General features: G+C 61.7%; 13 protein-coding genes. 3 read left to right on the forward strand and 10 right to left on the reverse strand.

What is annotated here, in order from left to right; genetic code table 11:
- Positions 1-4: 4 nt before the first annotated feature.
- The 6 genes from KIP88_RS06995 to KIP88_RS07020 all read right to left on the reverse strand — a co-directional run bounded on the left by KIP88_RS06995 (position 5) and on the right by KIP88_RS07020 (position 5,394).
- A complete protein-coding gene (locus KIP88_RS06995) occupies positions 5-1,282 on the reverse strand; it encodes a beta-ketoacyl-ACP synthase (RefSeq protein ID WP_214487116.1) in 1,278 nt (425 codons plus the stop codon).
- Positions 1,283-1,327: 45 nt separating this feature from the next.
- Positions 1,328-2,530 carry a beta-ketoacyl-ACP synthase gene (locus KIP88_RS07000; RefSeq protein WP_214487117.1) on the reverse strand — a complete coding sequence of 401 codons (1,203 nt, stop codon included), beginning with the start codon at positions 2,528-2,530 and terminating at the stop codon, positions 1,328-1,330.
- Complete coding sequence (locus KIP88_RS07005) at positions 2,523-2,996, reverse strand: 3-hydroxyacyl-ACP dehydratase FabZ family protein (protein ID WP_214487118.1); 474 nt, start codon at positions 2,994-2,996, stop codon at positions 2,523-2,525. Before KIP88_RS07005 ends, KIP88_RS07000 begins: the two co-directional genes overlap by 8 nt.
- 9 nt (positions 2,997-3,005) lie before the next feature.
- Complete coding sequence (locus KIP88_RS07010) at positions 3,006-3,299, reverse strand: acyl carrier protein (RefSeq protein ID WP_214487119.1); 294 nt, start codon at positions 3,297-3,299, stop codon at positions 3,006-3,008.
- A 326-nt stretch (positions 3,300-3,625) separates the two neighbouring features.
- On the reverse strand, positions 3,626-4,318 hold the full coding sequence (locus tag KIP88_RS07015) for a GyrI-like domain-containing protein (RefSeq protein ID WP_249790562.1): 693 nt from the start codon (positions 4,316-4,318) through the stop codon (positions 3,626-3,628).
- Between the two features lie 35 nt (positions 4,319-4,353).
- The gene (locus KIP88_RS07020) at positions 4,354-5,394 is read right to left on the reverse strand and encodes an alpha/beta hydrolase (RefSeq protein WP_249790563.1); all 1,041 of its coding nucleotides are present in this window, start codon (positions 5,392-5,394) and stop codon (positions 4,354-4,356) included.
- Between the two features lie 413 nt (positions 5,395-5,807).
- On the opposite strand from KIP88_RS07020, the gene KIP88_RS07025 reads away from it, so the two are divergent.
- Positions 5,808-6,245, forward strand: a complete 438-nt coding sequence (locus KIP88_RS07025; protein WP_308163279.1) for a hypothetical protein — start codon at positions 5,808-5,810, stop codon at positions 6,243-6,245.
- Between the two features lie 40 nt (positions 6,246-6,285).
- The gene (locus tag KIP88_RS07030) at positions 6,286-6,600 is read left to right on the forward strand and encodes a hypothetical protein (protein WP_214487120.1); all 315 of its coding nucleotides are present in this window, start codon (positions 6,286-6,288) and stop codon (positions 6,598-6,600) included.
- A 953-nt stretch (positions 6,601-7,553) separates the two neighbouring features.
- Here KIP88_RS07030 and KIP88_RS07035 read toward each other — a convergent pair.
- The gene (locus KIP88_RS07035; RefSeq protein ID WP_214487121.1) at positions 7,554-7,892 is read right to left on the reverse strand and encodes a hypothetical protein; all 339 of its coding nucleotides are present in this window, start codon (positions 7,890-7,892) and stop codon (positions 7,554-7,556) included.
- A gap of 256 nt (positions 7,893-8,148) precedes the next feature.
- Between KIP88_RS07035 and KIP88_RS07040 the strand changes: the two genes are divergently transcribed.
- A complete protein-coding gene (locus KIP88_RS07040) occupies positions 8,149-8,769 on the forward strand; it encodes a ParB-like protein (protein WP_214487122.1) in 621 nt (206 codons plus the stop codon).
- Positions 8,770-8,785: 16 nt separating this feature from the next.
- Here KIP88_RS07040 and KIP88_RS07045 read toward each other — a convergent pair whose 3' ends face one another.
- The 3 genes from KIP88_RS07045 to KIP88_RS07055 all read right to left on the reverse strand — a co-directional run bounded on the left by KIP88_RS07045 (position 8,786) and on the right by KIP88_RS07055 (position 11,746).
- Positions 8,786-9,271: an MgtC/SapB family protein gene (locus KIP88_RS07045; protein ID WP_214487123.1), complete on the reverse strand. Its 486-nt coding sequence runs from the start codon at positions 9,269-9,271 to the stop codon at positions 8,786-8,788.
- Positions 9,272-9,295: 24 nt separating this feature from the next.
- A complete protein-coding gene (locus tag KIP88_RS07050) occupies positions 9,296-9,874 on the reverse strand; it encodes a peroxidase-related enzyme (protein ID WP_214487124.1) in 579 nt (192 codons plus the stop codon).
- A gap of 108 nt (positions 9,875-9,982) precedes the next feature.
- A complete protein-coding gene (locus KIP88_RS07055; RefSeq protein WP_214487125.1) occupies positions 9,983-11,746 on the reverse strand; it encodes an ATP-binding protein in 1,764 nt (587 codons plus the stop codon).
- Positions 11,747-12,057 lie beyond the last annotated feature (311 nt).

Genomic DNA, 12,057 nt, shown 5'->3' on the forward strand with positions numbered 1-12,057 from the left:
TCGGCTAGACCGGTTCGCGCGTCAGGATCAGCGAGGCGTTTTGGCCGCCGAAACCGAACGAGTTCGACATCACGGCGGTCACCTTGGCGTCGCGCGCGGTGTTGCCGACCACGTCGAACAGGATCGCCGGATCCGGGATCTCGTAATTGATGGTCGGCGGAATCCGCTGATGCTCCAGCGTCAGCAGCGAGAACACGGCTTCCACCGCGCCGGCCGCCGAGATCGTATGCCCGACCATCGATTTGTTCGACGACACCGGAATCTTCGGCAGATGCTCGCCGAACACGACCGCTGTCGTGTTGTATTCCATCTTGTCGTTTTCCGGCGTCGCGGTGCCGTGCGCATTGATGTGGTCGATCTGTTCGGGTTCGAGACCGGCATCGGCCAGCGTCTTGCGCATGCAGCCGATGATCGGCTTGCCGTCCGGGCTGGAGCGGGTGCGGTGGAACGAGTCGGTCAGCTCGCCACAGCCGGCCACCACGCCGAGAATTTTTGCGCCGCGGGCGGTTGCCGACTCATAGCTTTCCAGCACCATTGCGCCGGCGCCTTCCGCCATGACGAAACCGTCGCGGTTCTTCGAGAACGGTTTTGAGGCAGCCTGCGGCGGATTGTTCTGCGTCGACAGCGCCGACAGCAGCGAGAACCGCACCAGCGCTTCCGGATTGACCGAGCCGTCGGTCGCCACGCACAACGCAGCGTTCGCGTCGCCGCGTCGGATCGCCTCGACGCCGAGCTGGATCGCGGTCGCGCCGGAGGCGCAGGCCGTGGAAAGCGAAATCGGCGAGCCCTTAGTGCCGAAGCTTTCAGCCAGATAGCTCGCCACCGAGCCGAACATGAAACGGTGATGGTAGGCTGTGAACCGGCCGCCGCCGCTGACGCGCAGCATGTCGTCATAGCCGAATTCGGTCTTTCCGATCGCGCGTCCGAGCTCGAGCCGCTGCGGCCATTCGACCTCGACCGGCGCGACCGCCAGGAACAGCGGACCGGGAAAATCGGCCTTGGCGCCGATCGCGGCCTGTTCGAGCGCTTCTTCGGTGGCCATTTCGGCTAGCCGCTCGGTCAATCCCGTCGAGGTAACGGGATCGACGGTGACGAAATCCACCGTGCCCGCCATGGTCGATTTCAGCCCGTCGATCGGGAAGCGCGTCACGGTGCGGATGCCGGACTCGCCCGCGGTCAGCTTGCGCCAATTGTCCTGCTTGCCGGCGCCAAGCGACGTCACCACGCCCATGCCGGTGACGACGACGACCGGCCTGCCAAATTTATCTGATGGTGCTGACATGGTTCCCCCGATGTTGCGCCGTAACTGAAAACGCTCCCGCGCCGATTACTTGACGGCCTCGACCAGGGCCATGCCTTCGCCCTGCCAGTGACCAGCCCCCACCACCACAATCTGGTCCGGGGCATCAGCCTTTTCAACCTCGAGCCCGGTCGGATCGTTGGGCGGAAACAGCGCGCCGCGGGAGAGCGAGAGCGCGGCCAGCGCCAAGCCCAGCGGAAACTGGGTTTCCAGCGTGTGGCCGAACATCGTCCCGGTGGCGCGCACCGCGAATCCAGGGTGCTGGCGCAAGAACACCTTTTCTTCCGAGGTCACCGGCTCGACGCCGGTCGCGCCCGTGATCAGATGGCCGCTGTCGCCGGCGACGCCGAGCTTCGGCCACAGCGCTTCCAGCGATTTGGTCACCGCGCCCGGCTGCTTGCGCTGCGCGAGGTCGGCGACCACCTTGGTCAGTTTTGCATATGGCTTGGCGCCGCGGGCTTCGGCATGCTCGCGCGACTCCAGCACCAGGAAGCAGCCGGCGGAGCCGAGCGCAAAACCGCTCTTGTCTTCGCGCTGCCAGACGGGGACGAACTTTTCGGTGAGGTTGAAGTCGCCGAATTCATAGAGGACGAGCAGGTCGGAGCGTTCGCCATTGTGGGCGGCGCCGACCAGCGCGATGTCGCTCTGTCCGGCCTCGATCCGCGCCAGCGCAACCCGCGCCGCGTCGATCGAGGCTGCTTCTTCGCCCATGAAGGTGCGCGAGGTGCCGCACACGCCATGGACGATGGCGATGTTGCCGGCGAGAAGGTTGGAGAGCTGGGCCAAAAACAGCGTCGGCCGCAGATCGTTCATCAGCCGTTCGTTGAGAAAGGCGGGGCTCGAATTGCCCTTGGCGTCGGCGGTCATGATGGCGAGGTCGACAGCGAGGTCGCGCTCGCCGCCGCCGGCGGCGACGATCATGTCCATCCGGCCGAGAATTTCCTTGTCGCCCTTCACGCCCGCCGAATCCAGCGCCAGCCCCGCGGCATAGGTGCCGATGCGCTGCCACGCTTCCATCTGGCGCTGGTCGCCCTTCTTCGGGATTTGCGCGTCGAAGGTAACAGGGGCGAGGGGATGCACGATGTAGGGCGCAAACCGCTTGTCGTCGACGTTGATCTTCTTCTCGTTCAGCGCATCCCAATGCGCATCCAGCCCCTCGCCGAGCGAGGAGACGATGCCGATGCCAGTGATCCAGACTTCCTTCGCAGCCGGAGATTTAGACTCAGTCATGCGTTATCGCCTGCAGTGGGAAGCCGATCTCGTTGGCCTTCGCGTCCATGTGCACGCGCAGGGCCGGGTCGGGGAAGGGGGCAAGGCCGAAGGTGAGTTCAGCGCTGCACTTCAAGTCCTTGCCGACGCGTCCCTTGACCTTGGTGACGGCAAAACCGGAACCTTCGTGCTCAAGCTTCGCCTCGATCGTCAGCAACTGACCGGGACTGACGAAACCCCGCATCTTGGCTTCCTTCACGATGGCCAGGAACGGCATGCGCTCGAACTTCAGGACGCCGAGTATCAGCCAGCCGGAACTCTGCGCCATCGCTTCGGTCAGCAGTACGCCGGGCATGATCGGGAAACCCGGGAAATGCCCCTCGAAGATCGTATGCGTGGTCGGAACCTGGGCCTCGACCGTAATTTTCTTCTCGTCGAGATTCAGGTCGATGATGCGGTCGATCAGCTGGAAGTAATCAAGGTTCATGGCGGGCGACTAGGCGCCCGGCACTGCATTCTTGGCGGCGACCAGTTCGTCGATGCGATCGGCGAGATTTTGCAGCACGAAATACTGCTCGGTCGTGGCCTTGCCGTCGTTGACCTCCTGGGTCCATTTTTCGAGCGGCATCTTGATCCCGAACGCCTTGTCGATGGCAAAGGCGATGTCGAGGAAGTCCAGGCTGTCGATTCCCAGATCGTCGATGGCGTGGCTCTCTGGCTTGATCGTGTCGCGCGGAATGTCGCAGGTTTCCGCGATAATGTTGGCGATCTGATCGAATGTGGAAGACATCATTAAGCCTTTGATATATTGGAGATAATCCGGAACGGCTTGAGGAGGCGGGGCGCAGCGCCGCGGAGGGCCCAATTTCCTCGGCCGGAGTCGACAGCCCGTATATCGGAGCGGGGCGCTGAGTTCAATGGAGGCGGGGCGTTCGGGCGGGGACGGATTTGGGAGCAAAAATGGCGGTTTCTGGTCCCGAGATCAATTGATGGGTATCGCTGCGCTCCACCCATCCTCCGAGCGACGCTATCGCTATTCCACTCTGGGCGCTTAACCCGATTCATTCGCGAGCGATGGTCGCAAGCCGCGTTACCATAGTTCAAAGAGCATGGCCTTCAGCCAGCGCTCCTGACCGGTTGCCGCAGGATCGTCTTGAGCTTTTCCGGTGGCGTCTTGCGTGGATCGCTCAGATAGATCTCGTGATGCGGCCCTGCAAACGTCACCCCCTGCGCAGGCATAATCTCGTTGTGAAGCCTGGCGAGCGTCGGGCCTTCGTCGTCATAGCTGCCGATATGCAGCGTCTGCAGGCACCGCCCTTCGTCCAATGGCTCAAGGCGCAGCGAGACCGGAGGCTCCCCGAGCTTGTCCCGCGATCTTGCCAGGGCAGCCTCGTACAGGGATCGCCCAACGAAGTCGGGCACCATGATCATCATCGTCCATTGCCACAGATGCTTCCGGCGCCCGGCAAAATCGTCGGGATCGTCAGCCCACCAAAGGCCTTCGAGCGGCGGAACGACGTAGTCTTTTGCCGATTTGGTCTTGCTGGCAAATTTCATCGCGTAGCTCACGGAATACAGCCACTCGACGGCACGCTTGTAGGCTGGATCACGATTGGGGTCGCCTTTGCCGTCGATCTTGACGAATTTCATGACGGGAACGTCGACGGCAGCAAAACTGCCGTTAGGCGCGCTGTAGAGCGTTGCAAGCTTCTTTTTGAAATCGATCTTGTCCATGTTCGTCTCTGATACGTAGGATGGGCAGGGCGCAGCGAAACCCATCGCCGTCTCGAGCTGCCAATTGATTGACATCGCTACGCTCCACCCATCCTACGAACTACTGCCTCTCACGACCGCTTCGCCTCATCCAGAAACGCTTGGACCGCCTCGAACAGCTTCAGCCGATTCCTTTCCATGATGATGGTGTGCGTTCCCTCGGCCAGCGCGACGTAGCGTTTGCCCGGCGAGTTCACCAGCAGCGGAAATAGGGTCTGTGCCATGTAAGGCGGCGTGTCGCGGTCCCATTCGGCGCCGACCAATAATGTTGGCACCGTGATCTTGGCGGGATCGTAATAGGATTTGCCGGCGCCAAAGAATTCGGCGCTGTCCTGCACGACGCCGTTGGGAGCACGGACCGCCGGGGGATTCATCTGGGCCCCGACCGGATCGGTTGCGAATGTCGCATCCGCCCAGGCGTCGAACCAGCCGGCGGGAATGAGATTGGCTTTCTTGTCCTCCGGCACGCCGGTGTACCAGCGCTCCTTCGCCTGATCGCGATTGACCACTCTGTAAGCGCCAAGCTTGCCCGGACCTGCCTGAACCAGTGAGGCCGTTTGCCGGATCCAGGAAGGAGCGTAGAGGACGAGACGTTCGACCTTCGAGGCGTTTTGCGTGGTGTAGGTGGCCATCAGCGTCGTGCCCCACGACCAGCCCAGAAGGTTGAGACGAGGAATGTTGCGGCGCTGCAGGATGAAATCGACGGCGGTGCCGATGTCCTTGACCGCGGTCTGGCCGGTCACGATCGGCGGATTGGCGTCGGGCTTGTCGGCCATCTCGCTGGGCCGCGTGGATTTGCCATAGCCGCGCAGATCCAGAAGCCACACATCGTAACCGCGCGCGGCGATGTATTCCATCCAGGACATGCCGTCGAGCTTGAGGTCAAACGCCGTCTCGGACGGGTAGGTCGCGCCGTGGACGTACAGCACGGTCTGCTCCGGCCGGAACGAGGTCATGTCCGCCGGCCGTTTGTTGCGGACGTAGATTTCGATGCCGGGATCGGCCGTCTTGACCATCATCTCTTCAGTCACCAGAGCCCTCGTCTGTGCCAGCGCGGGAATCGAAAAGAGAGTTGCGAGAAAAAAGCCTGCGGCGGTGATTGAAAGTTTCAACGTAGCCTCCCTCGTGCTCTTCGTTTTTGTCGTAATCCAGCGTAACGGAAATCACAGCGAGGAGGCAGCTAATTCTCGCATGGTCCGATGCGGCAATAAGATTGAAGCAGTTTCGTAGGGTGGGCAAAGGCGCGTCAGCGCCGTGCCCACCATCTATCACCGGCCGCGCTTCCAAATGGTGGGCACGCTTCGCTTTGCCCATCCTACGTTCTCGCTTGGTCCGACGCGGCAATAACGTTGAAGCAGGGGGATGAGACGCACTGGTCGGCGGCCGCGGCTATTCGGGCTTTGCCAGTTTTTCCCAGTGATTAATCTTCTTTTTACCATAAGTATTCATGATGTCGCATATACCAGCAAAGGTTCTTTTCATGGCCCACCGAGAAGGAAGGCCTGCGGTTCGCAGAAGCGAAAACGTGTTGAGCTTTGTGCGTCCCCCGGTACCAACCCCCGGCGCTGACGCTCTCGACCTGGTTTATCAGGCCGCCGAAATTTTCAACGACATCGAGAATAATGCGCGAGAAATCGAAGCTCGCGCTCACGCAATGTGCAAGAGCGCAGCGGAACGTTTGAAGCTGGCTGAGCAGCGAACCGAATCTGCCGAGAATTCGTTGCGAGAAGTTATCGCTGATGCCGATCGCAAGCTCGCTGACGCCTCCAGAGCCTTGACGCAGGTTGAACTGCGCATCACAGCGGCGATAGACGAGGCGGCAGCCGCGGAAATTCGTGCGCAGGTAGCTGAGACAGAAGCGCGCGAGGCAAAACAGACCTTGGCGCTGGTTGAGGACGCTATTCGCAGGCGCTTGCTTTGCGCTGGCCCGGAAACTGCTCGCAGAATGTACGACGTAGCCTGATTTCGATCCGATTTATATTCAAGCGCTGACGGGATTTGTCATGGCCGATATTGAAATGAAACCTGATGCAGAGAGAAGAGTTAGAGTTGACAGACGGTCCGGAGTGGACACTCGATCAGAACAGGAAAAGCGAGCGACGGGCGACCGCCGATCGCAAATTGATCGGCGGGCCAGCAGGGCAAGCCAACAGCCTTCAGACGAGCAACTTGCTCTTTTCGCAAAACGCGTCAGGCGCGCGATCAGAGATGAAGGCAGCCGTCATATTTTCGGTATTGCTTCGGGCGAGGGTGATTTCAGTGGCTATCCCGACGTCCTTCGGACGTTGGAGTGGATTGAAGGCCTTGCGAATTCTTGATTAGCCGTTCTTAGCCGATTTCCGATAGCAATTTGTGGCCGCCATGGCATCCGAGCGCACTCAGTTCGTAGGGTGGGCAAAGGCGCTCTTGCGCCGTGCCCACCATCTATCACCGGCCGCGCTTCCAGATGGTGGGCACGCTTCCGCCTTCGCTCTTCGAGCTACGGCGGACAAGTCGCTTTGGCCCACCCCACGATTTAGGATTTCGTTCTTTGCGAACTGATTTGCTTGTCGCGCAAGCACAATCTCAGGCAGCAACCTGCGACATATCAACCTGACGGGCAAATCACCAAAAACCTGTCCAGTCCCTCGCGCAAAAATATTTCGCTTTTCATCTGACCCAAATCAGTGGCTCTTTCTGCGCCGTCCCGTCTCGACAAGAGGGGCGGATCGCGATCGTCACGAACGCGAGACGGGATGCGGTGGACGCGGCAGCGTCAGGCGCGAAAAGTTGTTTGCAGGGCGGTTATCCGTGAGCGAGCACAACGCGCAAGACGTACGGCGCTGATGCGTACGGCAAAACCGTGTGGTCCTGACACCCGTTGCTGGTGCCAAGCTGCCGGTGGCGAATTCGATCCAACCGGATCGAAGCGCCATCAAGCCGGCGGCGATGGAGGCAAGACGAATTCGTCTCCAGGGAGAGCACGGCATAAGCCGTCAAACCATTGCGCAGGGAATGCCGGAGTGCTCCGGCTGTACCTGTATGCTCGTGTGCGCACTTCCTCGTGCACATTGCACACGAGACCGCGGGTGCAGCAAGCACCCGGCATTCCCTGCTCCCTCTGTTTTTGAGGGAAAGGATCTTGCAAAGCTCGGGCGCAACGCGCCGCGAGATCGCGAACGTGTATCTCAATCACGGTGGAGCGCGGAACTTCGTAGCCCGGATGGAGCGCAGCGAAATCCGGGCTACGTGGCCGGGCTGTTTGACAATTGAATTGAGTGGCGTGCGCCGGCTACCCCTGCGGCGTCACCGAAATCCTGGCGCAGTCGCGGCGGCCCATCAGCACGCAGTCCTGGGTCTTGCGCAGATCGGCGATGCTGACGGCCAGCCAGATGCCGATGGCGGTCAGCGCCACGGTGAACGCGAGCGCTGCGACATTGGCGAGCATGCGATGACGGAAATCGTCGCCCTCGTCGCGCGGCCGCTCGTAGCGGGACAGGTCGTTCGCCGCGGGCGATGCGTTGGGCTGGCTGGTTTCTTCCCGTCCGCCCGGCGGGTGAGCGGAGGTGCGCGGCCGGAACTTGAGCACGACGTGCTCATCGTCGGTAATAATGGGCCGCTGGGTTTTCACTGCCGCAGATCCGCGAAAAATCCTGCACCATTCTTAGCACGGTGGCAGCACTTCCAACATGAAATCTTGCCGGACGCGGGGCAGCCATCCATCCGCGCAAAGTCTGATGGAACCTGCTGCCGTCGATGGGAAGCCTGTGGCCTTTCGGCTTCCGACAATCCTGGTATGCCTGCCGCCAACCTCGGGTCGCGGTCATTTGAGGGCTCGCACCCATCAAGGCATAGTAACCCCGCTTCAGGAGCAATAGGGGCAAACCATGGCCAATACGCGCGACCCGATCCTCAAGCCGATTCCGATCCTGTCACTGCGTCCGACCCAGATGACGGTCGGCCTGCGAGAGGTAAAGGAGAAGCGCAAGCGCTGGCGGGAGCACAAGTCGGAAAAGAAACGCGCCGAACTGCTTGGCGAGCACATGATCCCGGTCGTGCTCGGGCCGGACGAGCACCATTACGTCGTCGACCATCATCATCTGGCGCGTGCACTGCATGATGAGGGCGTCGAGCATGTCCTGGTCACGGTCATCGGCGATCTCACCATGGTCGAACGCGAGGCGTTCTGGACCGTGATGGACCACAAGCGATGGGCCTATCCCTACGACGCCAAGGGAGAACGCCGGCGATTCAAGGACCTGCCGAAGTCGGTCACTGGCCTTGCAGACGATCCGTTCCGCAGCCTCGCAGGGGAATTGCGCCGCGTCGGCGGCTTTGCAAAGGACATCACCCCGTTCAGCGAATTTCTGTGGGCGGATTTCCTGCGCCGGAAAATCTCGCGCAAAAGCGTGGAGGAGAATTTCGACAAGGCGATGGAGAAGGCGCTCGGCTGTGCCAAGAGCAAGGACGCGGTCTATCTGCCAGGCTGGTGCGGACCCATCGATTAAACAACGGCTATGTTGGTTATTTGTCCGAAAAAGAGTCGGGCGGCGGATCTTGCCCGGCCTCGTCCTTCCCGCCAAGCCTCTTGTGCAGCCAGCGTTCAATTCGGCCGCCAACGGTCAAGACCGCGAAGGTGATCACCAGTGCGATGAATACCAGTCGCCATTGTCCGAGGCCGCAGACAATTCCGATGCAGGCCGCCAGCCAGGTGCAGGCGGCGCTGGTGAGCCCGCGAACCCTGAAATCCCGCCCCGCGTGGACAATGACACCGGCGCCGAGAAAGCCGATCCCGGTCAGGATTCCCTGAACCACCCGGCTGCCGGCATCCGAAACGATCCTGACCTCATCGGAATGGACCAGCACCAGCAGCATGGCCGTCGCAAGGCTGACCAGCGACAGCGTCTTCAACCCGATCGGCTTGCCCTGCAGATCGCGATTGAGACCGATCAGCCCGCCCGCGAACGTGGCGACGCCGAGACGCAGTATGATTTCGGTCCAGTCCAGCAACGCGGCAAACCTCCGGGCTTCCGGCTATTTCGGCAGCCGCCCCATCATGTAGAACTCGTCGTTCGGGCGCATCGCGGTAACATTGGCCAGCCGGTTCGACAGCGCAAAGAAGGCCGCGATCGCTGCGATATCCCAGATGTCGTCATCGCTAAAGCCGTGGCCGGCAACTTCCGCAAAATCCGCCTCCGAAACCGTGTTGGCCTCCTGGCTCACTTTCATGGCGAAGTCGAGCATGGCGCGCTGCCGCGGCGTGATGTCGGCCTTGCGGTAGTTGACGGCGATCTGGTCGGCGATGACAGGGTTCTTCGCCCGGATGCGCAGGATCGCGCCATGGGCAATCACGCAGTAATGGCACTGGTTGGCGGCGGACGTCGCCACCACGATCATCTCGCGCTCGGCCTTGGTCAGCCCGCTGTCTTTCTCCATCAGCGCGTCGTGATAGGCAAAGAAGGCGCGAAACTCGTCAGGACGATAAGCCAGCGTCAAGAAGACGTTCGGGACGAAGCCCGACTTTTCCTGCACCGCGAGGATCCGGGTGCGGATGTCCTCCGGCAACTTGTCGAGAGAGGGCGGCTGAAATCGTTGACTGGCTGGCTTGCTCATGAAAGGGTTCCGGCTGGGGCCGCGAGGCGGCGTTGCCGGGACCATATATCGTATTGCGGCGAAGTGGATACCGGCCCGCGCGAAGAATTCGCGCGAACGCTTGCCGCCTCAGCGCAACGGCTTCTTCAGGAGCGAGAACCGGTCGGGGTCCAGCCCCATCGAGGGCTGCAGCATCGGCGCTTCCACCGGCGTCATGACGCGGGCGGCGGGCCGGTCGCCGATGCCGGGGTCGTTCGGCGCGTCGCGGTTCGAGGTGGCGCCGCGCCAGCGGTCCAGCACGGCCGAGACGAAATGCATGTCATGGCCGGCGGTGACCGACGGCACGGACGCGATGGTGGCTTCGCTGCGCGGCAGTTGGTGGACCGGAACCTCCTTGAAGCGCAGGCGCGTCGGCAGCGCGACGCCTTCGCCGAAGGCCAGCACTTCGCGGGTGCCGAGCGAGGGCACGAACGACAGGAGGTTCGCGGCGGCGTCCGAGACCGCCGAGCGCAACAGCGCCTGGTCGCGGTCGTTGGCAAGCCGCATCGCAAACAGCGTGTTGCACTGGGAGATAATGGTAGCGTCGAGTTCTGCCGGACGCTGGGTGACGAGGCCGAGAAAGACGCCGTATTTGCGGCCCTCCTTGGCGATGCGCGAAACGGCTTTCCGGGTCGGGCCGAACCCGATGTTGCGGTCGGCCGAGGCGTAGCGGTGCGCCTCTTCGCAAACGAACAGCAGCGGCGACACGCCGTCGCTCCACAGGCCGAAATCGAACGCCATGCGGCACAGCACCGACACGACGGAGTCGACGACTTCAGCGGGGAAGCCGGCGAGCTGCATGATGGTCATCGGCCGGCCATTGGCGGGCAGGCGGAACAGATGGCTGATCACTTCTGCCATGGTGTCGCCGCCGACATTGGCGTTGTCGAACATGAAGGTGTAGCGCGGATCGTTGCGCACGGTCTCGATGCGCGAAATCAGCTTGTGATAGATGATGCGCGAGGAGCGGTTCTCCAGCTTGCCCATCCGTTCGTCGATCAGCGAGATCAGATCGGTCAGCCGGTAGGGCACAGGCGTATCGACGGTATAGCCGCCCGTCTTGGGGTCCATGCGCTTGAGCCCGAGCCGATCGGAGTTCTGGTACTGGGTGTAGAGGCCCTTCGCCATCGGAATGACTTCGGCGAGAACGTCGAGTTCTTCCGGCACGCCGGGACGGCCGCCGAACAGGACGTCCACAATCTCTTCGAAATTGAACAGCCAGAACGGCAGTTTCAGGTTACGCGGGTTGAGCACCAGCGCACGGTCGCCGAAGCAGCGGCCATACTCGTTGTGGACGTCGAGCAGGAATACCCGCAGGTTCGGCCGCGCCTTGAGAATCTCGTTGAGCAGCAGCGAAACGCTGGTCGATTTGCCGACGCCGGTGGAGCCGAGGACCGCGAAGTGCTTCGAAAGCATCTCCTCGACATCGACATAGGCGATGACGGAGCGGTCCTGCTGCAGGGTGCCGACATTGATCTGGTCCGACCCGCTCGGCGCATAGACGGTGCGGAGGTCCTGGGCGGTGACGAGGTCGACGGCATCGCCGATGGTCGGATAGTTGGTCACGCCGCGCTGAAACTTGGGGCGTTCGCCGCCGGAAATCTCGCCAAGCAGGTCGACCGACGCGGTCGCCATGTATTCATCGGAGCTCGTCTGGTTCTCGCACGACACCTCAGTGATCATCGCAATGATGGTGGTGGCCGTTCCACAGCGAATACTGATGAAGCGGCCGACGGTGGCGCGCGCTTCGGAGACGGGCATCGGGCTCGCGGCCATAAGTCCAACCCGAGCGAGGGAGCCGCGCACGGAAATCACACGTCCAAAGGATGTCACGGTGTTGAACCTGGCTCTCATGAATTGGGGTCTGATCCCCATTATGAGCAGCCCCGGCTAGCGAAACGGTTAAACAGGTGCAGGTTCGTATCAGCTAAATCCACGGCATCTCGGTCAGGATTCGTTTTTGCGGCGGAGCCCCGTCAGCACCGTCGGGCATCAGTTACGCTGGAAAATAAGGGCTTTCTCGCATTTCGGGCCGCGCGCCATGCCAGCTTCGGATTAATCATTCGTTTACCACCTCGCACGAGAGCAGCCGGCCGCCGGGCGCGTCTCGGTAACCTCCGATGCCGGATCGCGGATTGGAGCCAGCACGTGTGCAAGGTAACCGA

This window comes from Bradyrhizobium sp. SRL28 (genome assembly GCF_018596315.1).
In the GTDB taxonomy this organism is placed as follows: Bacteria; Pseudomonadota; Alphaproteobacteria; order Rhizobiales; family Xanthobacteraceae; genus Bradyrhizobium.

Excerpts from the sequence above, each read along its gene's own strand:
- KIP88_RS06995 (WP_214487116.1), bottom strand. The coding sequence starts at position 1,282 with ATGTCAGCACCATCAGATAAATTTGGCAGGCCGGTCGTCGTCGTCACC.
- KIP88_RS07000 (WP_214487117.1), bottom strand. The coding sequence starts at position 2,530 with ATGACTGAGTCTAAATCTCCGGCTGCGAAGGAAGTCTGGATCACTGGC.
- KIP88_RS07005 (WP_214487118.1), bottom strand. The coding sequence starts at position 2,996 with ATGAACCTTGATTACTTCCAGCTGATCGACCGCATCATCGACCTGAAT.
- KIP88_RS07010 (WP_214487119.1), bottom strand. The coding sequence starts at position 3,299 with ATGTCTTCCACATTCGATCAGATCGCCAACATTATCGCGGAAACCTGC.
- KIP88_RS07015 (WP_249790562.1), bottom strand. The coding sequence starts at position 4,318 with ATGTCAATCAATTGGCAGCTCGAGACGGCGATGGGTTTCGCTGCGCCC.
- KIP88_RS07030 (WP_214487120.1), top strand. The coding sequence starts at position 6,286 with ATGGCCGATATTGAAATGAAACCTGATGCAGAGAGAAGAGTTAGAGTT.
- KIP88_RS07040 (WP_214487122.1), top strand. The coding sequence starts at position 8,149 with ATGGCCAATACGCGCGACCCGATCCTCAAGCCGATTCCGATCCTGTCA.
- KIP88_RS07050 (WP_214487124.1), bottom strand. The coding sequence starts at position 9,874 with ATGAGCAAGCCAGCCAGTCAACGATTTCAGCCGCCCTCTCTCGACAAG.
- KIP88_RS07055 (WP_214487125.1), bottom strand. The coding sequence starts at position 11,746 with ATGAGAGCCAGGTTCAACACCGTGACATCCTTTGGACGTGTGATTTCC.